Origin of the sequence: Roseibium aestuarii, assembly GCF_008477545.1 — a bacterium.
In the GTDB taxonomy this organism is placed as follows: Bacteria; Pseudomonadota; Alphaproteobacteria; order Rhizobiales; family Stappiaceae; genus Roseibium; species Roseibium aestuarii.
Map to the genome: position 1 here is coordinate 959,841 of NZ_VORA01000001.1, position 22,412 is coordinate 982,252.

The 22,412-nt window shown below is 65.5% G+C and carries 19 protein-coding genes; 18 read left to right on the top strand and 1 reads right to left on the bottom strand.

The window, feature by feature from the left end; all coding sequences use genetic code 11:
- Positions 1-43 precede the first annotated feature (43 nt).
- From FR728_RS04170 to FR728_RS04225, 12 genes are all read left to right on the top strand, one after another.
- Positions 44-967 carry a glycoside hydrolase family protein gene (locus FR728_RS04170; RefSeq protein WP_149891358.1) on the top strand — a complete coding sequence of 308 codons (924 nt, stop codon included), beginning with the start codon at positions 44-46 and terminating at the stop codon, positions 965-967.
- 76 nt (positions 968-1,043) lie between these two features.
- On the top strand, positions 1,044-1,319 hold the full coding sequence (locus FR728_RS04175) for a hypothetical protein (RefSeq protein WP_188318786.1): 276 nt from the start codon (positions 1,044-1,046) through the stop codon (positions 1,317-1,319).
- Entirely contained in the window at positions 1,316-1,720 is a 405-nt protein-coding gene (locus FR728_RS04180) for a hypothetical protein (protein ID WP_149891359.1), read from the top strand. The genes FR728_RS04175 and FR728_RS04180 overlap by 4 nt, the downstream gene beginning before the upstream one ends.
- A gap of 209 nt (positions 1,721-1,929) precedes the next feature.
- Entirely contained in the window at positions 1,930-2,190 is a 261-nt protein-coding gene (locus FR728_RS04185) for a PepSY domain-containing protein (RefSeq protein ID WP_208998645.1), read from the top strand.
- 51 nt (positions 2,191-2,241) lie between these two features.
- A complete protein-coding gene (locus FR728_RS04190) occupies positions 2,242-2,910 on the top strand; it encodes a winged helix-turn-helix domain-containing protein (RefSeq protein WP_149891360.1) in 669 nt (222 codons plus the stop codon).
- Positions 2,900-4,408 (top strand): ATP-binding protein, encoded by a 1,509-nt coding sequence (locus tag FR728_RS04195; protein ID WP_341872924.1) that lies wholly within the window; start codon positions 2,900-2,902, stop codon positions 4,406-4,408. The genes FR728_RS04190 and FR728_RS04195 overlap by 11 nt, the downstream gene beginning before the upstream one ends.
- 202 nt (positions 4,409-4,610) lie before the next feature.
- Positions 4,611-5,078: an RT0821/Lpp0805 family surface protein gene (locus FR728_RS04200; protein WP_188318787.1), complete on the top strand. Its 468-nt coding sequence runs from the start codon at positions 4,611-4,613 to the stop codon at positions 5,076-5,078.
- Positions 5,079-5,247: 169 nt separating this feature from the next.
- A complete protein-coding gene (locus tag FR728_RS04205) occupies positions 5,248-6,735 on the top strand; it encodes a hypothetical protein (protein ID WP_188318788.1) in 1,488 nt (495 codons plus the stop codon).
- A 181-nt stretch (positions 6,736-6,916) separates the two neighbouring features.
- Positions 6,917-8,080 carry a c-type cytochrome biogenesis protein CcmI gene (gene ccmI / locus FR728_RS04210; protein WP_149891362.1) on the top strand — a complete coding sequence of 388 codons (1,164 nt, stop codon included), beginning with the start codon at positions 6,917-6,919 and terminating at the stop codon, positions 8,078-8,080.
- Between the two features lie 79 nt (positions 8,081-8,159).
- On the top strand, positions 8,160-8,597 hold the full coding sequence (ccmE, locus tag FR728_RS04215; RefSeq protein ID WP_149891363.1) for a cytochrome c maturation protein CcmE: 438 nt from the start codon (positions 8,160-8,162) through the stop codon (positions 8,595-8,597).
- Positions 8,598-8,689: 92 nt separating this feature from the next.
- Positions 8,690-10,687, top strand: a complete 1,998-nt coding sequence (locus FR728_RS04220) for a heme lyase CcmF/NrfE family subunit (protein WP_149891364.1) — start codon at positions 8,690-8,692, stop codon at positions 10,685-10,687.
- Between the two features lie 13 nt (positions 10,688-10,700).
- Positions 10,701-11,270, top strand: a complete 570-nt coding sequence (locus tag FR728_RS04225) for a cytochrome c-type biogenesis protein (protein WP_244304375.1) — start codon at positions 10,701-10,703, stop codon at positions 11,268-11,270.
- A 37-nt stretch (positions 11,271-11,307) separates the two neighbouring features.
- Here FR728_RS04225 and FR728_RS04230 read toward each other — a convergent pair whose 3' ends face one another.
- Positions 11,308-12,396 (bottom strand): DUF2336 domain-containing protein, encoded by a 1,089-nt coding sequence (locus FR728_RS04230; protein ID WP_208998646.1) that lies wholly within the window; start codon positions 12,394-12,396, stop codon positions 11,308-11,310.
- A gap of 251 nt (positions 12,397-12,647) precedes the next feature.
- On the opposite strand from FR728_RS04230, the gene FR728_RS04235 reads away from it, so the two are divergent.
- The 6 genes from FR728_RS04235 to FR728_RS04260 all read left to right on the top strand — a co-directional run bounded on the left by FR728_RS04235 (position 12,648) and on the right by FR728_RS04260 (position 22,400).
- The gene (locus tag FR728_RS04235) at positions 12,648-13,382 is read left to right on the top strand and encodes a glutathione S-transferase (protein WP_149891366.1); all 735 of its coding nucleotides are present in this window, start codon (positions 12,648-12,650) and stop codon (positions 13,380-13,382) included.
- A gap of 252 nt (positions 13,383-13,634) precedes the next feature.
- The gene (locus FR728_RS04240) at positions 13,635-15,167 is read left to right on the top strand and encodes a Do family serine endopeptidase (RefSeq protein ID WP_244304376.1); all 1,533 of its coding nucleotides are present in this window, start codon (positions 13,635-13,637) and stop codon (positions 15,165-15,167) included.
- 219 nt (positions 15,168-15,386) lie between these two features.
- The gene (locus tag FR728_RS04245; protein WP_149892205.1) at positions 15,387-16,070 is read left to right on the top strand and encodes a response regulator transcription factor; all 684 of its coding nucleotides are present in this window, start codon (positions 15,387-15,389) and stop codon (positions 16,068-16,070) included.
- Positions 16,054-17,508, top strand: a complete 1,455-nt coding sequence (locus FR728_RS04250; protein WP_149891367.1) for a sensor histidine kinase — start codon at positions 16,054-16,056, stop codon at positions 17,506-17,508. The genes FR728_RS04245 and FR728_RS04250 overlap by 17 nt, the downstream gene beginning before the upstream one ends.
- Before the next feature lie 5 nt (positions 17,509-17,513).
- Positions 17,514-20,477 (top strand): bifunctional [glutamine synthetase] adenylyltransferase/[glutamine synthetase]-adenylyl-L-tyrosine phosphorylase, encoded by a 2,964-nt coding sequence (locus FR728_RS04255; protein ID WP_149891368.1) that lies wholly within the window; start codon positions 17,514-17,516, stop codon positions 20,475-20,477.
- 249 nt (positions 20,478-20,726) lie between these two features.
- A complete protein-coding gene (locus FR728_RS04260; RefSeq protein WP_188318789.1) occupies positions 20,727-22,400 on the top strand; it encodes a methyl-accepting chemotaxis protein in 1,674 nt (557 codons plus the stop codon).
- Positions 22,401-22,412: the final 12 nt, after the last annotated feature.

Genomic DNA, 22,412 nt, shown 5'->3' on the forward strand with positions numbered 1-22,412 from the left:
GGCGGACGGACAGGTCATTCTCAAGGCAGCGGCAGGAGGCGACATGACGCAGACAGGCAGGAGCATCAGCAATCAGGGACTGGTCTTCATCGGCACCCATGAAGGGTTCGTATCGCGGGCCTACAGGGACCCGGCCGGGGTCCTGACCATCGGATACGGCTTCACCATGGGATCGCGCATCTTTGCCGGCTGGTGGCGGGGCCTGCACGGCCGCGGGCTCGGCGTCGGAGACAGCATCACCCGCGCCCAGGCCAACATGCTTCTCGGCCGAATTGCCGGAGAGGAAGTGGTGCCAGCCGTCGCGGCGCGCCTGCCTGCCCTGTCCCAGACCCAGCTCGATGCCTGCGCCTCCGTGGTCTACAACCTCGGCCCCCGGGCGCTCGGATGGCGCTGGGGGCAGGCGCTTGCCGCAGGTCGTCTGGCCGAGGCAGCGCGCCTCTTGCGCAAGACCGGGATCACGGCGGGCGGACGACGGCTCCCCGGGCTGGTGCGGCGGCGGGCGGACGAAGCCCGGCTTCTGGAAACCGGCGACTATGGCACAGGTGACGGGGCAAACACGCCCGCACGGCCAACTGTGCGACCGGACCCGGAGTTGCGCCAGGTCCAGCGCGCGCTCGCGGGGCTGGGCTATCGCCCCGGGCCGCTGGACGGAAGGCCGGGGCCGCAGACGGAACAGGCCCTGCGTCATTTCCAGCGCGATCACCCGCCGCTGGTGGTGGATGGCATCGCCGGTCCCGCCACCCGCGCCGCCCTTCGGCGGGAACAGTCCCGGCGGGGATGCGAGAGCGCGGGCATCGGGACAGCGGTAGTCACCGCAACCCTGGCTCATGCGCTGGAGGCGGACCTGCGCTGGGCGCTGGCGTTGGCCGTGCTCGCCGGCCTTCTCGTGCTGGCGGGTGGTGTTGCGTTGCGCCATCGCGGCCGTCTCGTGCCCTGGCTGGCGCGACAGGGGGCACGCTGGCGCTGATGCCGCGTCCAGAAGAGACCGGTGCCGCGCGGCCTGCGCGGGCCGAATCCTGCCGTTTGAAACAGGGAGAGGCATCATGGAAGGTTGGAAGACGATCATCGTCAACGCATTGCTCGGATCTCTCGCGCTTGTCGCGGAAGTCCTCACCCAGCTCACGGACATGGACTGGAAGTCCGTTGTTCCGCCGGATCTTGCGCCCTACATCATCGTCGCCATCGCGCTGGCCAACATCTATCTGCGGCACGTGACGAAGGGGCCGGCGGGATGGATGGTCACCGCCCCGGCACCGGGGGAAGAGGGCCGGCCCCTCGAAGATCTCCCGGACGAACATGGGGCAGGGGAGCGCTCATGATTGTCGGCTGGCTCACCGGAGGTCTGCTTCAGGCCCTGTTGAAGGCCTTTGTCGCGATGCAGGAACGCCGGCTCGAGAGCCGAGGCCTCGAACGGAAGCTGGCCGCCGATCTGGCGGCGGAGGAGATCCGGGCGGAAATCGCCAGCCGCGCCGAGGCCCGCAAACTTCTGCAACTGGAAAACGGTACGCTCTTGTCTGCCGGCCGTCTGGGGCGGCTCGCCTTCGTGCTGCCGCTGGCCCTGTGGTGGGCGGCGGTCTGCCTCGACAGCGTCTTTCACTTCGGCTGGAAGGTGAGCGAGGTGCCGGTCCTGCGGGACTGGGGCGGGGCGATCGTCACCAGCCTCTTTCTGGTGGATGGGATGAAGGCCGTGGGGCGCATGGTGCGCGGCGGACGCGCCTGACGGGCCGGGCATTTGCGCCGGAGCGGACAGCAAGAGCGGTCGGAAGCATTTCACACCATTGCGCAAAAGGGTGCTGACGTGTTCATGTCGGGTTCAGATGCTTCGGTCTAGAACCCTTGCAGGATCCCGCAGGTCACTGTTTCGGCAGGGCGCTTGCGGGGTCGCCCAGATGCCGTCCGATCCGGTCCAGACCCTTGAGGATATCCGCCGTGAACCGCTTCAGTCTCGCCTTCCTGATGCTTGCCCTTGCAGGCCTTGCCTCGCCTGCGGCAGCCCAGTGCCTGTCCCAGGATCAGGCGCGACAGGCCGTGGCCAGCGGTCAGGCGGCGCCCTTAGGCAGCCTCAAGGGCCAGATTGGCGGCGAGATCGTGAAGGCGGAACTCTGCATCGAGGGTGGCCAGTATGTCTATCGCGTCTCGGTGGTCAGCGGTGGCGCCGTGCGCACCGTGGTGATCAACGCCAGCCGATAACCGTCCCTCCCGACCCGATACCGGGTCTGCAAGACTGACAGAAGGATATTCATGCGGCTTCTGGTTGTTGAAGATGACGCGGACCTGAACCGGCAGCTCGTTACCGAGCTGGTCGAGGCCGGCTATGCGGTCGACAGTGCCTTCGATGGCGAGGAAGGCCACTTCCTCGGCGACACGGAACCCTATGATGCGGTGATCCTCGATCTGGGCCTGCCGAAGATCGACGGCCTCTCCGTGCTGGAGAACTGGCGGCGGGATGGCCGGGTCATGCCGGTGCTGATCCTGACCGCCCGCGACCGCTGGTCCGACAAGGTGGCGGGCATCGATGCGGGCGCCGACGACTATGTTGCCAAGCCCTTCCACATGGAGGAAGTCCTGGCCCGGGTGCGCGCCCTGGTGCGCCGGGCTGCCGGCCATGCGTCCAACGAACTGACCTGCGGCCCCCTGCGGCTGGATCTGCGCACCAGCCGGGTGACGGTCGACGGCAGCCCCATCAAGCTCACCTCCCACGAATACCGCCTGCTGTCCTACCTGATGCATCATCAGGGCAAGGTGATTTCGCGCACAGAACTCACCGAACATCTCTATGAGCAGGATTTCGACCGGGATTCCAATACGGTGGAGGTCTTCGTCGGGCGGCTGCGCAAGAAGGTCGGCTCCGACCTGATCGAGACCATCCGCGGCCTCGGCTACCGGCTCGGTGAAGCCCGTGACGCCTGATCCGGACGCGCCATCGGCTGCGCGCGCGCCGCTGAAGATGCTGCGCCGGAAAGGCGAGGGGTCTCTGGCGAGCCGGCTCGTACGGGTGGCTGCCCTCTGGTCGGTACTGGCCCTGGGGCTCGCCGGTTTCGTGCTCGTCGGCCTCTACCAGCAGGCCGGAGAAAGGGCCTTCGACGCCCTTCTCGACCAGCATGCCAAGATCCTCCTGGCAAGCCTTCTTCCCGAACCGGATGTTCCGGCCGCAGCTGCGCCTGCGCCGACCGCCGGTCCGGCGATCGCGGGTCAGGGGCCGGTGGCGCTGGAACCCGCCGCGCTGCGCCTTCAGGCGCCCGGTGCCCTTGGCGAGCCGCGGTTTTCCCTGCCGCTCTCCGGCTGGTACTGGAGCGTGCGGTCCACCGACGGGTCTGTTCTCTTCTCCTCCTCCTCGCTGGTCGGTGACGCCCTGTCCCTTCCCGCCGTGCCGGAGGGGGAGACGAGCCTCTCCGGCTTTGCGCTCGGCCCCGGAGGCGAGGAAGTGCGATATCTGCGCCGCCAGCTCGACATCGGTCTGGCGTCTTACGTCATTTCGGTCGCCATCGAGACCGGCGGCTTCCGCTCGGACGTGCGGGACTTCGCCGGAATGGTCGGCGCAACGCTCGCCGTGCTCGGCATCGGTCTCGTTGGAGCCATCTTCTGGCAGGTCCGCTTCGGCCTGAGGCCGCTCACCCGCCTGCAGCACTCGCTGGCTGAGGTGCGCGAGGGCCTGATGGACGGCGTCGACGAGGACATGCCCCGCGAACTGGCACCGCTGGCCGGTGAACTCAATGCCCTGATCCGGTCCAACCGGGAAGTGGTCGAGCGAGCCCGCACCCATGTGGGCAATCTGGCCCATGCCCTGAAGACGCCCTTGAGCGTGCTGATCAACGAGGCCCGTTCGGCCGAGGGGCCTCTGGCCCGCAAGGTCGAGGAGCAGACGAGCCACATGCAGACCCAGGTGCAGCATCATCTGGAGCGCGCCCGACTGGCGGCGCAGCGCCGGGTCATCGGTGTGGCCTGCGACGTCGAGCCTCTGGTCGAGCGGCTGGTGCGGGCCATGGGGCGTATCTACCGCGACAGGGACGTGGAGCTGGACTGGCAGGCGCCTGCAGGCCTGAGGTTCCGTGGCGAAGCCCAGGATCTGGAGGAAATGACCGGCAACCTGCTGGACAACGCCTGCAAGTGGGCGCGTCTTCAGGTGCGCGTTCAGGTCCGCCAGCTGGCCGCCGACCGTTCGGGCCGCTCCTTTCTGGAGCTTCTGATCGAGGACGACGGCCCGGGCCTGTCGCCGGACCAGCGCCGCGAGGCGGTGCAGCGGGGCAAGCGTCTGGACGAAACCGTGCCCGGAACCGGGCTTGGTCTGGCCATCGTGGTTGATCTGGCGGGTCTCTATGGCGGCGAAGTGGCGCTCAGCGACAGCGATCTGGGTGGTCTCGCGGTCCGTCTGACCCTGCCGGCGGCTGACGAGCGCCTCGTATCCTGACCTTGCGGTTTCCGTGCCGGCGAGATGAGGGCGACGTGCCGTGTGTGACGAGCCCTGCGCCTTGCGCAGATCCTGTCACGTTGCGTTGCAAAATGTGATGGCCATCACGGAACCAAACCTCGTTTTTAACGTAGGAAAGCCATATTCTTTTCTTAACCAAGATGGGTCCGCTGCCTTCCGCGACCCGGAGTGCTCCTTTCAGATGGTCCCGCTGTCCCTTTCCCCGTCCCGTGCCGTGTCCGTCAAGGTCGGAGCCGTCATGCTGCTGCTTCTGGGGTTGACCGGCTGCTTGTCCAAGTCCGAGCGGCCTCAGGTCACCGGCAATGAATACGGCGCGAGCGTGAGCCTCAAGCAAGAGGAGGCAAGTGCGGCCATCTCCGCGCTTCTGGACGGTGATTTCGGCCGGGCCCTCAAACCCTCCGACCACAAGGCCGTTGCGGAAGCGCAGGAGCAGGCATTGCGCACCAGGGGGACGGGCGTTGCCATCGGCTGGAGCAATTCGCGCACCGGCCATCGCGGCGAGGTCCGGCCCGGCCCGGTCTATCAGGTCAATCTCACCACCTGTCGCGAAGTCGTGCACGACATGATGAGCGAGGATCGGCGGCTGACCTGGCGCAGCACGGCCTGTCTCGACGAGGCCGGCGGATGGCGGATTCTCCCTCAAGGGTGAGGCCTCCCCGGCATGTCTGACGCTAGGTCAGCTGTGTCAGACTAACCGTTTGTCGCACCTTGGATTTTTGCCCCCGTCACGGGCTCATTTGAAGCAGTTTCGCAACGATTGCTTAAGTGTTGGCACCTATCCTCGGCGGACCGGTGTGTCGAAAGACTTCAAGCAGACCATGACCCATACCGATCTGGTAACGAACAAGATCCGATCCTACCTGCAGGAACTCAGCCCGCAGGCCGTGGAGACGCTTGTTCGCGCGCTGGAACGCAAGCGGGCGTCTGGCACGAAGGATCCCCATGTCGAGCTGATCCTCTCCGCCTCCGTGGAGCTGATGCGCACCGACCCTGCCGCCAAGGGCGGCGGGCCGGTCGAGAGCACGCCCTTGCGCTCGGGGCGCGAGGTCGTGCCGCGCATGTTCTTCCACACGCTGGAGGAGTTTCTCATCAACGAGCACCTGCCGGAAAAGCAGGAGGGCCGGGTTCACCGGCCTGTGCTCAACCGGGTCTGGACCTGGATTTCCCGGGACGTATTGCCCCACGATATCGACATTCTCATCCGTCAGGTTGAGGCCGGCAAGCTGAACGAGGACCGGCTGGACACGATGGTCCGCGCCTTGCGCCGTCGGGCCGTGGACGCCATCTCCACCGCGCTGGAAAAGGGCAAGAGCTCGGAGAAGGAATACCGCCGCCTGTCCATTGAACTGGGCGGCGAACGCGGTCTGGCGGATCTGCGCGACATCAACAAGATCTTTGCCGCCGAAGGCTGGCTCGTGCCTTTTCTCAACGCCGTGCCTGAGAGCCTGACGGAGCGTCGCCTCAAGGGTGACATCGACATTCTCAAGATGGTCGAGAAGGCAGCGCATCGCTTCCCGGAGTACAACTCGGTGGTCGCAGCCGCCCTGCTGGAGCGCGCCGACCGCCCCTCGGCCCTCTGCAGCTTTGCCGGACGCCTTGCCCGCTCCGATGATCCCCGCGTCATCGGGCAGTCGCCCTTCGCACCCTTCGTCGACATGGTCTTGAGCGAGGCGGAACGGCTCAACATTCTGGCCGAGGCGCACCGCACCCGCAATCCGGACCCGGTCGCCTTCTCCCAAGCCCTTCAGGAGTACCACAGCCTGGTGAAGGGCGTGGAGCTGGACATGGACCTGAGCCAGACCGATACTTGGCGCAAGCGTCTGTCCAACACCAAGAAGAAGATCTCCGACATCGTCAGCCGGGAACTGGCGAGCGCCCATGGTGCCGTGCGTCGGTCCATGCAGGTGCCTGTCCTCAACAAGGCCGGCGACTTCAAGGTCGATCAGAATGCCATCGACGATGCGGTACGCGCCCTGCGCGTGGTCGTCATGGTGCGCAATGCCACCGAGACCTTCGCGGTCAATGACATCGGCAAGCGGACCCGTCAGGCGGTTGAGCAGACGCTGGAGATCGTGACCCGTTCGCTCATCACCGAACTGCGAAAGCAGCATGGCAAGGCGCTCGACGCCCATGTCGCCGCCGTCGACGTGGCCATCATGCTCTCCGAGATCTACTACGGCGCGGATTATGCACAGCAGTTGCGCCGCTCGCGCCAGAGCGCCATTGCCTTTGCCCGCGAGCATGCACCGGGCGCCCCGATGACCGGTCTCACCCAGCCGAAACTGCGGGAAATCGCGGCGAACTGAACGCTGACCCGGCGAAACCCCGGTCTCTGCGATCAGGGTCAGCAGCCGGGCCCATGACGCTGTCCCTCTCGATCACCTCTCCGAGCGAGTGCTGAAAGTGGCACTTCGCGGCGATCTTGCGACCCTCCGTCACAGCCCCGGGCCTTGCCTTTGACGGCGTCCCCGGGTGTATATGCGGGTCATGATGTTCTGGATTTCCATTGCTGCCCTGACGGCCGCTGCTGCCCTTTCGGTTCTCATGCCCCTGGCGCGCACGCGCCAGAGCCTGGCCCTGTCTTCGGACGGAGGGCCGGCGGGGGCGGCAACCGGCGTGCCTCTCGACGCTGATGTGGAGGTCTATCGCGCCCAGCTCGATGAACTGGAGCGCGATCTTGAGCGTGGGCTCATCAACAAGGCGGATCACGCGTCCGCCCGCACGGAAATCGCCCGCCGCCTGCTGGCTGCCGAAGAGGAACGCACGCGCCGCCTTCAGACCCCGGAGCGGTCCGTCGGCCGCAGCCGTCGCCTTGCGACACTTGCCGTGATCGCCCTCGTGCCGCTCCTGTCCCTCGGTCTCTATCTCACCCTCGGCTCGCCGGATCTGCCGGATCAGCCGCTGCTGGCCCGTCTTGAGGCGCCGGTCGAGAACCAGTCCGTGGACCAGCTGGTCGCGCGGGTCGAGCGTCACCTGTCGCAAAACCCGCAGGACGGCAAGGGCTGGGATGTGGTGGCTCCTGTCTACATGCGCATCGGGCGTCCTGAGGATGCCGCGCGGGCCTATGGCAACTCCATCCGCCTGCTCGGCGAGACGGAAGGGCGCCTGACCAGCCAGGGCGAGGCCCTGACGGTGGCCAATAACGGAATTATCAGCGCCGCGGCCCAGCAGGCCTTCGAGGCGGCTGTCCGGCTGGATCCGCAGGCCATCAAACCCCGGTTCTTCCTGGCGCTGGCCCTGACCCAGGACGGCAGCCGGGATGCGGCCGTCGCCGCCTGGACCCGCCTTCTGGACGGCGCGGACGAGACCGCCGCCTGGGTGCCCGTGGCGCGGCAGCATCTGGCGGACCTGACGGGGACGGCGCCTGCGCCGGCGCTGCCCGGTCCGGATGCAGCCCAGGTCGATGCGGCTTCCCGGATGACAACCGGCGATCGCACCGCCATGATCGAGGGGATGGTCGCTGGACTGGACGAGCGCCTGCGCTCCGAAGGCGGTAGTGCCGAGGAATGGCAGCGTCTGATCCGGGCCCAGGCGGTTCTGGGGCGCGCCGACGCAGCGCGCGAAGCAGCGGATCTGGCACGTACCGCGCTTGTGGACAACCAGGAGGCCTTGGCACAGATCAATGCCCTGGTCGCGGAACTGGGGCTTTAGGAGAGGGAGGCGAGCGCGGTTTCCGGCGGGGGCACGGAGACCGGAGAGGCTCGCGATGACGAGGACGGACGCGAAGACTATGACACGCAAGCAGAAGCGCCTGACCCTGATCGGGGCCGCAGGTGTGGTCCTGGCAGCCGCCGCCGGGCTGATCCTTTTTGCCCTGAACGACCAGATCGTGTTCTTCCAGACCCCGACGGATATTGTCCAGAAGGGGATCCCCCATGGCCAGCGCATCCGCCTCGGCGGGCTGGTGGAGGAGGGCTCCCTGCGCAGATCCGATGACGCGCGGGTCGATTTCGTCGTCACCGATACCACCAGCACTATTGCCGTGACTTATCAGGGCATTCTCCCGGACCTGTTCCGCGAGGGGCAGGGGGTTGTCGCCGAGGGCGTCGTGGGCCCCGACGGGGTCTTCGTCGCCGACAACGTGCTGGCAAAGCACGACGAGAACTACGTGCCGAAGGAAGTGGCCGAGGCGCTGAAGGACAAGGGCGTCTGGCAGGGCCAGAACTGATCCGCAGTGACGGGCAGGACGCGCGCCGGGCATGAGCATGGCGCCGGAACAGGCTCTGCGGAAGACCTTTGCGGAGAGGGACGGACGGGACGATGATTGTAGAACTCGGACATTTTGCCCTGGTGCTGGCCTTTGCGCTGGCCCTCGTGCAGTCGGTCCTGCCGCTGGTCGGCGCCCTGCGCGAGGATCGGCCGCTGATGGCGGTCGCCGCACCCGTCTCCGTCGGTCTGTTCTTGCTAGTCGGCCTGTCGTTCCTCGGACTGACGGCCGCCTATCTCACCTCCGACTTCTCGGTCCTGAATGTCTATGCCAATTCCCATTCCGCCAAGCCGCTGATCTACAAGATCTCCGGGGTCTGGGGGAACCATGAGGGCTCCGTGCTCCTCTGGGTGCTGATCCTCGTCTTCTTCGGCGCGCTCGTCGGGCTCTTCGGCAGCACGATTCCCGCCCCCCTGAAAGCGGCGACGCTGAGCGTGCAGGCCTGGGTGACCACCGGTTTCCTGGCCTTCCTGCTCTTCACCTCCAATCCCTTCGAGCGCATTCCCAGTCCGCCGCTGGAAGGGCAGGGGCTCAACCCGATCCTGCAGGACATCGGCCTCGCCATTCACCCGCCGCTGCTCTATGTCGGCTATGTCGGGCTTTCCATCACCTTCTCCTTCGCCGTTGCGGCCCTGCTTCTGGGGCGCATCGACGCGGCCTGGGCGCGCTGGGTGCGGCCCTGGACCCTGCTCGCCTGGGTCTTCCTGACCCTGGGCATCGCCATGGGCTCCTACTGGGCCTATTACGAGCTGGGCTGGGGCGGCTGGTGGTTCTGGGATCCGGTCGAGAACGCCTCCCTCATGCCCTGGCTGGTGGGCACCGCCCTGCTGCACTCGGCCATCGTCATGGAAAAGCGCGAGGGCCTGAAGGTCTGGACCATTCTGCTCGCGATCTTTGCCTTCTCCCTGTCCTTGCTCGGAACCTTCCTCGTGCGCTCGGGCGTGCTGACCTCGGTGCATGCCTTTGCGACCGACCCGGCCCGCGGCGTCTTCATCCTCGGCCTCCTCGTGCTGTTCATCGGCGGATCCCTGACGCTCTATGCCTGGCGGGCCCCCATGCTCAAGCAGGGCGGCCTCTTTGCGCCGATCAGCCGGGAAGGGGCGCTGGTTCTCAACAATCTCTTCCTGTCGGCTGCCGCCGCTGCGGTCTTCATCGGCACGCTTTACCCGCTGGCGCTCGACGTGGTGACGGGCGAGAAGATCTCGGTCGGGGCTCCCTTCTTCAACCTCACCTTCGGCCCGCTGATGGTGCCGCTGCTGCTGGCCGTGCCCTTCGGGCCGGTGCTGGCGTGGAAGCGCGGCGATCTTCTGGCGGCCTGCCAGCGTCTCTATGCGGCCTTCGGACTGGCGGTCGTGGCCATCCTCTTCTGCTACTGGCTCTGGGGTGGAAAGGCGGCGCTCGCGCCGCTGGGTGTCGGTCTGGCCGTCTGGCTCATGGTCGGCGCTGTCGCAGAGCTGATCACCCGCGTGCGCCTCTTTGACGTGGGGCTGAAGCGCGGCGTGGCCCGGCTCGTCGGTCTGCCCGGGTCTGCCTGGGGAACCGCCATCGCCCATTTCGGCGTCGGCATGACCGTGCTCGGCATCGTCACCGCCTCCGCCTTCCAGGACGAACGCATCCTCACCATGCGGCCGGGCGAGACGGTGGAGCTCTCCGGCTATGACGTGACCTTCGACGGGGTCGCGCCCCGTCGCGGTCCGAACTTCCAGGAGGATGTCGGTCTCTTCACCTTGCGCAAGGACGGCGCGGTGGTGGACCGGCTGGAACCGTCCAAGCGCATCTACGAGGCAAGCCGCATGCCGACGACCGAGGCCGGCATCCACACGGCCGGCTTCTCCCAGCTCTATCTGTCGCTTGGCGAAGCGCGGGGCGACGGTGGTGTCGACGTGCGGGTCTATTTCAAGCCGCTCGTGACCCTGATCTGGATCGGCTGCGTGGTCATGTCCTTTGGCGGGCTGGTGTCGATCTTCGACCGCCGCCTGCGGGTGGGAGCGCCCACGGCGGCTCGCAGCCGCAGCAAAAGCCGTTCCGCACTGCCCGCAGCTGCGGAATAGACCGGAGATGAAGATGTCCCTGCACCGATCCCGTTCCGGATGTCGCCTGCGTGCCATGGCCGTCGCACTTGCGCTGGCCCTCGCAAGCCCTGCCGTGCTGCCCGTGCCGGGTTTGACGACGAGCGCCTGGGCGGTCAGCCCGGACGAGGTGCTCGATGATCCCGCACTTGAAGCGCGTGCCCGGCATCTTTCCGCAGGCCTGCGCTGTCTTGTGTGTCAGAACCAGTCCATCGACGACAGTGACGCGGAACTGGCCAAGGACCTGCGAGTGCTGGTGCGCGAAAGACTGAAGGCCGGCGATACGGATGGCGAGGTCATCGACTTTCTTGTCGCGCGCTACGGCGAATTCGTGCTGCTGAAGCCGCGCTTTGCCTGGCACAACGCCATCCTCTGGGGCGTGCCGCCTCTGGCTCTCGGGGTGGGGATCGTCGCGCTCATGGTCGCCCTGCGCCGCCGTCGAAACGCACCACAGGCCGAAGCCGCATTGTCTGCGGACGAAGAGGCGCGCCTCAACGCGCTGCTCGATCAGATGGGGCCGCGCGCCGCCTCTGATCCGGCCTCCGAGACCTCCGCGAGGTCCTGACGGCAAGACGGGTGCAGGCAAGACGAGCCTGTCGGCCTCAGGAGGCCTGACGCAGGGCTTCCTCATGTTCCATCGCCTTCAGGCGCACCTTGAGGAACCGAAGCACCCGCTCCGCATCCTGCCGCTTCAGCACCCGATAATCGGAGATCCAGTTGTCGGCAATCGGTGTCGGCAGTTTCAGCAGGCCGCAGCGCGCCTTGCAGAAGGTCCCGAATTCGGTCTCCCCGATGCCGAGCGCCTTGCAGACAATGGCGATCCCGTCGATCTCCATGCGCAGGATGACGTTGATCACGTATTTCTGTTCCAGCTCGGCAAGGTCGGCGAGCAGGAAGGAGAGATCGAGCAGGTTGCTCGACAGGGTGTATTCGGTGAAGACCTTGTTCAGGTCGCGCCGGCCATCGCGAATGTCGCGCAGATCAACTTTGGTGTTGATGCGCGCCTTCTTCCGGTCGAGCCTCGATGCGGCAACCACCTGGCTGGCCTCGTGGAACAGAGCCTCCACCAGCTTCTCGTTGTTCTTGTAGAGCTGACGCAGTTTCTTTCCCTGGGGCTCGGGAAGCTGTCCGATCAGCTTGTCGAAATGGGCTGGCGTCAGATCGCGCCGGACGAGCATGTTCTCGCGCAGATCTTCGTCCGTGTCGGCGATCTTGATCAGGAAACGGGTGCCCCAGTCGGAGAGCTCGGCGCCCGGGTTGGCGGCGACGGATCGGTGCACGGGCAACTCGCCCCGCTCGAGCAGCACGTCGGTCAGCCGGGCCTCCAGGTGATCGCGCTTGGAGATGGCGAGCAGATGGCCCTGTCCCTTGGTCTTGGCGAAATGCATCAGGTCCGCATAGGTCAGGACATGGGAATATTGCAGCATGTAGCGGGCAATGGCGATGTTCTCGTTGGCGAGCTGCATGACGAGATCATGCGGAGTCTGGTCGACGGTGCACAGCTCTTCCGCCAGGGCTTCCTTGTCGCCCTCCTCGACGAAATCCACCAGACGCTTCATCACCCCGTTGAACAGGGTCTTTTCCTCATCCGTATAGCGCTCGGCCCCGGCCACGAAGAGCGCGGTCACGTGCCCGAGCAGCTCGCGGCGCTTCTCGCTGGAGCTTTCACGGGCCAGGTCTACCAGGGACATGAGCATCGGATCGGGTCTCTTCTTGTCGTTTCTTTGAAGTCGCATCCTTGCCAAAGATGCTTGCGAAATCGCTAAATCAATCGTGAGATTTACATCCAAGAAACGACTTACGTATTTGCTGGTAGTCATCTTCGCAGAACAGTCAGAGGCATCTCGTCATATTTGACGAGGGTCAGGTGCCAGCCGGGAATGTCTGTTCCACAGCTGCATCGCCCCTTGACCCGTGGGCCTGCGCAAGGGAAGAGAGGGGCATGAGCCTGCCGTCCGATCCCCCTGAAAGCCCTGCCCAGGCGTCCGGCGTCCGCCGCGACGGCGAGGAGAGCGCCACGCGCCCCATCCTCTATTCCTTCCGCCGGTGCCCATACGCCATGCGCGCCCGGCTGGCGATTGCCAGTGCCGGTGTCGAGGTCGAGCTGCGCGAAGTGGTGCTGCGGGCCAAGCCCGAAGCGTTCCTCGCCACGAGCCCCACGGGCACGGTGCCGTGCCTTCGCGACACGGATGGCCGCGTGCTCGACGAAAGCCTGGAGATCATGCTCTGGGCGCTTGGGATCAATGATCCGGAAGGCTGGCTCGGGCCCCGGACTGCTGCGGAGGAGGGGACTGCGGTCCTCGACACCATGCTCGCCTTTGTGCGTGAGGTGGATGGGCCCTTCAAGGCAGCGCTTGACTGCTACAAATATCCGCCGCGCTTTCCGCAGGATGATCCGCTGGAGGCCCGCGCGGCTGCGTCTGACTTCCTTCGCGGTGTCGATGCGCGGCTCGGCGAAAGCGGCTTTCTCTTCGGCTCGCAGGGCGCTCTGGGCGACTTCGCCTTCCTTCCCTTCCTGCGGCAGTTCGCCAATGTCGACCGCGACTGGTTCGACGGCGAACCCTGGGAGCGTCTTTCAGCGGCGCTGGAGCGCTTCGAATCCTCCGCGCGTTTCGCCCGTATCATGGGCCGTCCCGCCCCCTGGAGCCCCGGCGCGGCGCCCCTCATCTTTCCCTGAACCTTGCCAAGGCGATCTGGCGAGCCCTTGAAAGGGGCAGCCTCTGCGCGTCGCGGGCCTCGCACAGGACAGTAATTCTTCAGGTTTTCAGGAATCTCGCGACATTACGAAAGCTTAATCTCGCCGACAGGGATCCGTAAGGCAGACCGCCCCATATTCAGCCTCAGCCAGAGCGGCGAACGGTTTCGACCGCAGATCGCCGCCCGGGACCAAAGTTCGGGTTTCGACCAACTTCTTGTGAGGACTGCACCAATGACTTCTCCGCGAAACGCTTCCAAGACCCCGCTGATGCGCACCACCCGCGGCCGCCTGATGGCTGGCGCGATGGCGCTCGGGATCGCAGGCATTGTCGGCACCCAGACCGTCCTTCCCCAGAGCCTGGCGCTCGCCGATCCGGTCAAGGTCGAGACGGCGGCTCCCCTCGACTTCTCCCACGTTGTCTCTGCCGTTCAGCCGGCCGTGGTCAGCGTCCGGGTGAAGCAGGAAATCGAACCGCGCATGATGAATTTCAACGGCGGTGGCGACTTCAACGAGTTCTTCCAGGATCTGCCCAAGGACCATCCGCTCTATCGCTTCTTCCGTCGCTTCGGCGAGGAAGCCCCGTCTGACGGCGACAAGCGCGAGCGGCCGCACCAGTATGGCATGTCCCAGGGCTCCGGCTTCTTCATCAGTGAAGACGGCTATCTGGTCACCAACCATCACGTGATCGACAAGGGTACCGAGTTCACCATCGTCACCGACGACGGCAAGGAATATGACGCCAAGCTGATCGGCGCCGACAAGCGCACCGACCTCGCCTTGCTCAAGGTGGATGCGGATCACGACTTCACTTACGTGAAGTTCGCGGACGACACGCCGAACGTGGGCGAATGGGTCGTGGCCATCGGCAACCCCTTCGGCCTCGGCGGCTCGGTCACGGCCGGTATCGTTTCGGCCCGTGGCCGTGACATCGGCGCCGGCCCCTATGACGACTTCCTGCAGATCGACGCTCCCGTGAACCGGGGCAATTCCGGTGGCCCGGCCTTCAACATGAAGGGTGAGGTGATCGGTGTGAACGCGGCCATCTATTCGCCCTCTGGCGGCAACGTGGGCATTGCCTTCGCCATTCCGGCCAGCACCGCCCGCGACGTGATCATGGACCTGAAGGACGGTGGATCCGTGGTGCGTGGCTGGCTCGGCGTGCAGATTCAGGGCGTGTCCGAGGACATCGCCGAAAGTCTTGGCCTGAAGGAAGCCAAGGGCGCCATCGTGGCCGAAGCCCAGGCCGACGGCCCGGCCGCCAAGGCAGGCCTGAAGTCCGGCGACACGATCCTTGCGGTCGATGGGGCCACCGTCGACGGACCGCGCGAACTGTCCAAGATGATCGCCGCCTATTCCCCGGATACGGAGGTGAAGGTCACCGTCTGGCGCGATGGGGCGGAGAAGGACATCGAGGTCAAGCTCGGCCGCCTGCAGGACACCGACCAGCAGGAAGCCGCCGCGCCCGTTGAAAGCGGCGAGACGTCGCTCGCGGATCTCGGCTTCTCGGTCGTGACGGCGTCCGAGGCGGGGCTTGAGGGCAATGGCGTGGTCATTGCCGAAGTGACCCCGGATGGCACGGCTGCCGAAAAGGGCCTGCGCCCCGGCGACCGCATCCTGACGGTCGCAGGTGAGGACGTGAAGACCCCGGCCGACGTGCAGGCCGCCGTAAAGAAGGCGGAAAAGGAAGGCCGAAAGGCCGTTCTCTTCCGGGTGGAGCGGGAGAACTCCACGCAGTTTGTCGCCCTTCCCATGAACTTGGGGTGAGTGGCTTCTGCATCTCCTGATTGAACGATTTCCTCGTTCACGCATTTCCTGCAAGGGCACCGATCCTTGCAGGACCCGGTGCCCAGGGCTCCCGACGCCCCTTCATCACCCTGGGTAACCGATCTGCCGGCGGCTGGTCCCGTGAGAAGGACCTGCCGCCGGAGTTCTTTTTCGGGGGAGGATTGTCATTGGTCTGGGAGAGTTTAAAAGGAAGTCATGATGCGCATTCTGATCATCGAGGATGACCGCGAAGCCGCGGCTTACCTCGCCAAGGGACTGAAGGAAGTGGGTCATCTGGCCGATCTCGCCCAGGACGGTGAGACCGGTCTGGAGATGGCTCTCGACGGGACCTATGACGTTCTCATCGTCGACCGGATGCTGCCGCAGCGCGATGGCCTGTCGGTCATCGAGACCCTGCGCCGCAAGAATGATCAGACGCCCGTGCTCATCCTGTCTGCTCTCGGCCAGGTCGATGACCGGGTGAAGGGTCTGAAGGCCGGCGGCGACGACTATCTGCCCAAGCCCTATGCCTTCACCGAGCTGCTCGCCCGTGTGGAAGCCCTCGGCCGTCGCCCCAAGGCCGGCGGCGATGTTGCCACCACCTACAAGGTCGGCGATCTGGTGCTCGACCGCCTGTCCCACACCTGCCGGCGGGGTGACAAGGAGATCACGCTCCAGCCGCGCGAGTTCCGTCTGCTCGAATATCTGATGCAGCACGCCGGCCAGGTCGTGACCCGCACCATGCTGCTGGAAAACGTCTGGGAGTATCACTTCGACCCGCAGACCAACGTCATCGACGTCCATGTCTCGCGCCTGCGCGGCAAGATCGACAAGGATTTCGAGCGGCCGTTGCTGCACACCATCCGCGGAGCAGGGTATTCGATCCGTGACATGGCTGACTAGGCTCATCCGCACGACGGCCTTCAAGCTGTCCCTGCTCTACCTTGTCGTCTTCACGGCCCTCTCGGGCTTTCTGCTGATCTATCTGTCGCGCACCACCAACCAGCTCATGGCAGCCCAGGTGGTGCAGACGGTGGATGCGGAGATCCGGGGCCTGAGCGACGAGTATCTGCGCGGTGGCGTGCGGGCCCTTGTGGAAAGCATGGAGCGTCGGGCCCGCCAGCCCGACGCCTCCCTCTATCTCCTGATGGATTTCGCCGGCAATCCCCTGGTCGGCAACATCTCCCGCCTGCCGACCGTGGTGCTGGAGGAGACCGGATCCAACGTCCGGCGCATGCGCTACACCCGTTCGGGTGCGGGCGAGGGCGAGGACAGCCGCGAGGCTCTGGTGCGCATCTTCGAGTTGCGCGGCGGCTACAGGGTTCTGGTCGGGCGAGACCTCGGCGAACAGCAGCGCTTTGCCACCGTCTTTTCCGATGCCCTTCAGTTCTGGCTCATCTCCGTCATTCTCATGGCGGGTGCCACCTGGTTCTTCGTCAGCCAGCGGGTGATGAAGCGTATCGACGGCATGGCCGCAACCAGCCGGACCATTATGGAAGGGGACCTCAGCCGCCGTCTGCCGATTGCCGGAAATGGCGACGAGTTCGACCGTCTTGCCTCCAATCTCAATGACATGCTGGACCGCATCGAGCTGCTCATGCAGGGCATGCGCGAGGTCACGGACAACATTGCCCACGACCTGAAGACGCCGCTGACCCGGCTGCGCACCCGGGTGGAGACCGCCCTGCGCGAAAGCGGCAGCGAGGCCCACTATCGCGAGGCGCTGGAGGGCGCGCTGGACGAAAGCGACGGCCTGCTGCGGATCTTCGATGCGCTGCTGCGGATTGCCCGGGTCGAGGCCATGTCGCCCGAGGCGGGTCTGGATCGGGTGGATCTGGGTGCGCTGGTCGAGGAGCTTGCCGATCTCTATCAGCCGGTGCTGGAAGACGAGGGCGGCACGCTGACCCTTGTCGCCGAACCGGGGCTGGCGGTGATGGGCAACCGGGAGCTCATCGCCCAAGGGCTTGTCAATCTGATCGAGAACAGCCTGAAATACGGTCGCTGCGACGAGGAGACCGCGCCGCAGCTCGAGATCGGTGCCCGGCGCGAGGGCGACCGGATCGCGGTCTTTGTCCGCGACCACGGTCCCGGCATCGACAGCGCGGATCTCGACCGGGTGTCCGACCGCTTCGTGCGTCTGGACAAGAGCCGGACGAAGCCGGGCTATGGTCTGGGCTTGAGCCTGGTCAATGCCATCGCAAAGCTCCATGGCGGACAATTGCGGCTGGCCGATGCCGCACCGGGCCTGCGGGCTGAACTGGACCTGAAGCCTGCACCTGCTGCTGCCGCAGTCGTGGCGCAGGAGACGAACATCGAGGCGGAGCGCCGGAAGGGAAGTTGAGGATCATGGGGCATAGACTGATCGACACCCTGGAGGTGATCCCCCACGCCTGTGCGGCCGGCCGTGCCGAACTCTTTCTGGAAGATCTTCTGAAGAAGGACGCGCAGGCCCCCGAGGATCAGGCGGGGCTTCTGGCGGGGCTCATTGCCGACCAACCCTCGATCGAGCCCTTCCTGAAGGGCGTCTTTGCCAATTCTCCCTTCCTGCGCGACCTGTCCCTGCAGAATGTTGCGCGCTTGACCGGCATCCTGACCGCCGATCCCCGCGAGCGTGTGGCGTCCCTTCTGGCCCGTGCGGGCGAACTTCGGGTGACGAGCGAAGCCGACCTCATGCGTGATCTGCGCCTGATGAAGCAGGATCTGGCCCTCACACTGGGTCTGGCCGACATTGCCGGTGCGATCGATCTGGACGTGGTCACCGGTGGGCTGGCGGGCTTTGCCGATGCGGCGCTCAACGCCTCCCTGCGGTTCCTGCTCTCCGAGCTGGCGGCGAAGGGCAAGTTCGCCCCGGTCGATCCCGAGAAGCCAGAGCTCGGCAGCGGCTTCATCATTCTCGCCATGGGCAAGCATGGCGCGCAGGAGCTGAACTACTCCTCCGACATCGACCTGATCGTGCTCTATGATCCGGCGGTGACCCCGGTGGCCGATGGGGTGGAGCCTTCCGTCGAATTCGTCAGACTGACCCGGCGCCTCATCAAGATCATGCAGGACCGCACCGCAGAAGGCTATGTCTTCCGTACCGACCTGCGCCTGCGGCCGGATCCAGGTGCCACGCCGCTTGCCATGGCCGTGCCGGCGGCCCTTTCCTATTACGAGAGCCTCGGCCAGAACTGGGAGCGCGCAGCCCTCATCAAGGCCAGGCCCTGCGCCGGCGACCTTCCGGCGGGCGAGGGGTTCCTGAAGGAGATCGTTCCCTTCATCTGGCGCAAGTATCTTGATTTTGCTGCCATCGCCGATGTGCAGTCGATCAAGCGGCAGATCCACCGCCACAAGGGTCATGCGCGCATCGCCGTGGCCGGTCACAACGTGAAGCTGGGTCGCGGCGGCATCCGCGAGGTGGAGTTCTTCGTCCAGACCCAGCAGCTGATCGCCGGTGGCCGCAATCCGGCGCTGCGCGGCCGGCGCACCCTCGACATGCTCAAGGCGCTTGTCGCGGCCGACTGGATCCGCGAGGAAACCCGCACGGATCTGGAGGAGGCCTATGTCTTCCTGCGCAATGTCGAGCATCGCATCCAGATGATGAACGACGAGCAGACCCAGCTTCTGCCGAAGGATGACGAAGGCCTGGAGAAGATCGCCTTTTTGATGGGCTTCGACAGTCAGAGAGCCTTCGAGCAGGCCTTCGAGGAACGCCTGCGCCGGGTGCAGGGCCATTATTCCGCCCTGTTCGAGGATGAGCCGGAGCTCTCCTCCGAACTGGGGAATCTGGTCTTCACCGGCGACGATCACGACCCGGATACGCTCGAAACCCTCGCAGGTCTCGGCTATCGCCAGCCGGCAGAAGCTGCCAGCATCGTCAAGGCCTGGCACTTCGGTCGCTATGCGGCGACCCGCTCCACCAAGTCGCGCGAACTCCTCACCGAGCTGCATCCGGTCCTGCTCAAGGCCCTGGGCCTCACCGACAATGCGGATGCCGCCCTGCGGACCTTCGACGCTTTCCTCGCCAAGCTCCCCGCCGGGGTGCAGCTCTTCTCCCTGCTGAAATCCAATCCGGAGCTCCTCACCCTCCTGGCCACCGTCATGGGCGCCGCGCCGCGCCTCGCCGAGACGGTGTCGCGCCGGGTGCATGTGCTCGACACGGTGCTCGATCCGGCCTTCTTCGGCGCCATGCCGAGCCCGGAGGAGTTCCGCACCGGGCTGGAGCGGACGCTTGCGCAGGCGCGTTTCTACGAGGAGGCGCTGGACCGGGCCCGCATCTTTGCCCAGGAGCAGATCTTCCTGATCGGCCTGCGCCTCATCTCCGACACGCTGACGGCCGACAAGGTGGGCGATGCGCTCGCCCGGCTGGCCGAATGCATCATCGAAGGGCTGTTGCCGCGGGTGATCGATCATGTGGACGAGAGCCATGGCCGGATCCCCGGCGGCGAGCTGGCCGTGCTGGCCATGGGCAAGCTCGGCGGGCGCGAGATGACCGCCGCCTCCGATCTGGACCTGATCCTGCTCTATGAGGCCCCAGAGGACGCCACCCAGTCCGATGGCAAGCGGCCCTTGCCGGTGACGCAATATTACACCCGCCTGACCCAGCGCCTGGTCTCGGCCCTTTCAGCGCCCACGGCGGAAGGCACCCTCTACGAGGTGGACTTCCGCTTGCGGCCCTCAGGCAATTCCGGCCCGCTCGCCACCAATCTCGCTGGCTTCATCGACTATCAGGAACGTCAGGCCTGGACCTGGGAGCACATGGCCCTGACCCGGGGACGGGTGATCGCGACCACCTCGCCGGAGTTCAAGCAGAAGATCCGCGCCCATATCTGCGCCACCCTGTCGAAGACGCGGGATCGTCAGGCGCTTGCCGACGAAGTCCGCTCCATGCGCGCCCGCATCGAGGCGGAAAAGGGCAGCAAGGACATCTGGGACCTGAAGCAGGTCGCAGGCGGTCTGGTCGACATCGAGTTCATCACCCAGTTCCTCCAGCTGGCCGAGGGCACCGGCCGGCCGGACCTGTTCCGCCAGAACACGGAAGAGGCCCTGGTGGGGCTGCGCGATGGCGGAGCGCTCGACTCCGGTCAGGCCGACCAGCTGCTTCAGGCCCTGCGGCTTTATCACAAGCTGACGCAGATCCTGCGCATGTGTCTGCCCGGCGCCTTCAAGGCGGCGGAGGCCCCGCGCGGGGTGCTCGACCTGCTGATCCGGGCGGCCGGCGCCCCCAATCTTCAGCATCTGGAGATCGAGCTGGGCGAGACCCAGAGCGCCATCCGTGCCCTGTTCGAGACGCTTGTCGGCAAGGTGGAGCGCACCGACCTCCAGACCTGAGAAAGAGCGAGCATTGCCAGAGCAGAGCGCTTCGCCGGTTCCGACAGGGGGAGGTCATGATGCCTATGAAGAGGAGCGTCGTGCGACGGCCTCTGCGTGGCACCCTTGGCAACCCTTGCAATCGGATCATTCCGGAAGAAGTTGTACGTATCTAAGTTGATGATTTGATTAGAGAAAGCGTAAGGATCTGCTCCTAGCCTCATCACAATCGCGTGTGGTTGTCGTGTGAAAGAGGCTGTCATGAGGAACATGTCGATTTTCCTGAAGGTTCTGACCGTTGTGATCCTTCTTGCCCTGGTCCTGATCGCCAACACGGCCTATGGCATCTTCAGCCTCCGGGGTCTGAACGATGCCACACTCAGGATCAATGCTGCTGCGGTGGAGATCCGCTATGGTGCGGAAATGACCCGCGACCTGATCGCCCTCAATCGGGGGGAATACCGTCTGGCCGCCAATCCGGCCCTTCATGGTCAGGTCCAGGATTTCATCAGCGAAAACAGTCAGGTCTTCGAAGCGCGTCTCGCGAAGTCCCTGGAGATGGCGGAAGGGCCGCAGCGCGCCATGCTGGAAACCATGACCGCCTCCTATCATGACTATATGACGCGGGTTCAGGACAACATGGATCTGGCGAAGCGCGCGGCTGGGGAGGCGTCGCTTCGTGCCGACATCCTGCGCCGGGTGGAAGAGAATACGGCTCTGGCCGAGCAGCTGCGTGATCAGCTTCAGATCTATGTGGCGGAGACGGAGCGCAAGGCTGCAAACCTCGTGACCGAGGCTGCTGACAGCGCGTCCTTCGGGCAGATGGCCATGATCTTCTTCGTGATTGCCGGTCTCATCGCCGGCGTGTCGGCCTCGATGATCATCTCCCGCCGCTTCATGTCAGCCCCCTTGCGCCATCAGGTGGAAGGGCTGCAGGCCCTGAGCGAGGGCCGCTTCGATTTCGAGATCTCCTATCGGGATGCGCGCGACGAGATAGGCGACATCGCGCGGACCATGATGATCTTCAAGGAAAAGGCTATCGAACGGGAGCAGATGCTGACCATGCAGGCCGAGGACGTCCGTCGCAAGGCCGAGCGGGCCGAGCGCATCCGCGAGGTCACGGAAGCCTTCCGCGTGGAGGTGGATGAAGCCATGGGCATGCTGGCCTCTTCGGCCCAGGAGCTGGAGGCGACGGCTCAGTCCCTGTCCGCCACCGCCGCCGAGACGGCGGCCCAAAGCACCACAGTGGCCTCTGCCTCCACGCAGGCAGCCTCCAACGTCCAGACTGTCGCGGGCGCGAGCGAGGAAATGGCCGCCTCCATCAAAGATGTCAGCACCCGCATCCTGGAGACCTCCCGCCTCGCCACCTCGGCCGAGGGCGAGGTGAGTGCCACCACGGCGCGGGTGTCCTCGCTGAAAGATGGAGCCGCCTCCATTGGCGAGGTGATCAGTCTCATCAAGTCCATCGCCGACCAGACGAACCTGCTGGCCCTCAATGCGACCATCGAGGCAGCCCGGGCAGGGGAGGCGGGCAAGGGCTTTGCGGTCGTGGCCTCGGAGGTGAAGGAACTGGCCAATCAGACCGGACGGGCCACCGAGGAAATCACCGTTCAGATCAGCAAGATGCAGGAAGATGTGGAGACCACCGTTCCGGCCATCGAGCGCATTGCTCAGATCATCGGGGATCTGAGCCGGACGTCTGCCATGGTGGCCTCCGCCGCCGAGGAACAGGCTGTCACGACGACGGAAATCAGCCGCAATGTGCAGGAAGCCTATGCGGGCACCGAGGAGGTCTCGCGCACCATCGCCGGGGTGAGTGAAGGGGCGGAATCGACGGCGAGCGGGACGGCCCAAGTGTTGAGCACCGCCAAGGCCGTGTCGGATCGTGCCAACCGCCTGACCGGCCAGATCACGAGTTTCATCAACACGGTGTCCGCCGCCTGACAGGCCGCGAAC

Coding starts and splice junctions, on each gene's coding strand:
- FR728_RS04170 (WP_149891358.1), top strand. CDS start 44: ATGACGCAGACAGGCAGGAGCATCAGCAATCAGGGACTGGTCTTCATC.
- FR728_RS04175 (WP_188318786.1), top strand. CDS start 1,044: ATGGAAGGTTGGAAGACGATCATCGTCAACGCATTGCTCGGATCTCTC.
- FR728_RS04180 (WP_149891359.1), top strand. CDS start 1,316: ATGATTGTCGGCTGGCTCACCGGAGGTCTGCTTCAGGCCCTGTTGAAG.
- FR728_RS04190 (WP_149891360.1), top strand. CDS start 2,242: ATGCGGCTTCTGGTTGTTGAAGATGACGCGGACCTGAACCGGCAGCTC.
- FR728_RS04200 (WP_188318787.1), top strand. CDS start 4,611: ATGGTCCCGCTGTCCCTTTCCCCGTCCCGTGCCGTGTCCGTCAAGGTC.
- FR728_RS04205 (WP_188318788.1), top strand. CDS start 5,248: ATGACCCATACCGATCTGGTAACGAACAAGATCCGATCCTACCTGCAG.
- ccmI (WP_149891362.1), top strand. CDS start 6,917: ATGATGTTCTGGATTTCCATTGCTGCCCTGACGGCCGCTGCTGCCCTT.
- ccmE (WP_149891363.1), top strand. CDS start 8,160: ATGACACGCAAGCAGAAGCGCCTGACCCTGATCGGGGCCGCAGGTGTG.
- FR728_RS04220 (WP_149891364.1), top strand. CDS start 8,690: ATGATTGTAGAACTCGGACATTTTGCCCTGGTGCTGGCCTTTGCGCTG.
- FR728_RS04225 (WP_244304375.1), top strand. CDS start 10,701: ATGTCCCTGCACCGATCCCGTTCCGGATGTCGCCTGCGTGCCATGGCC.
- FR728_RS04230 (WP_208998646.1), bottom strand. CDS start 12,396: ATGTCCCTGGTAGACCTGGCCCGTGAAAGCTCCAGCGAGAAGCGCCGC.
- FR728_RS04235 (WP_149891366.1), top strand. CDS start 12,648: ATGAGCCTGCCGTCCGATCCCCCTGAAAGCCCTGCCCAGGCGTCCGGC.
- FR728_RS04240 (WP_244304376.1), top strand. CDS start 13,635: ATGACTTCTCCGCGAAACGCTTCCAAGACCCCGCTGATGCGCACCACC.
- FR728_RS04245 (WP_149892205.1), top strand. CDS start 15,387: ATGCGCATTCTGATCATCGAGGATGACCGCGAAGCCGCGGCTTACCTC.
- FR728_RS04255 (WP_149891368.1), top strand. CDS start 17,514: ATGGGGCATAGACTGATCGACACCCTGGAGGTGATCCCCCACGCCTGT.
- FR728_RS04260 (WP_188318789.1), top strand. CDS start 20,727: ATGTCGATTTTCCTGAAGGTTCTGACCGTTGTGATCCTTCTTGCCCTG.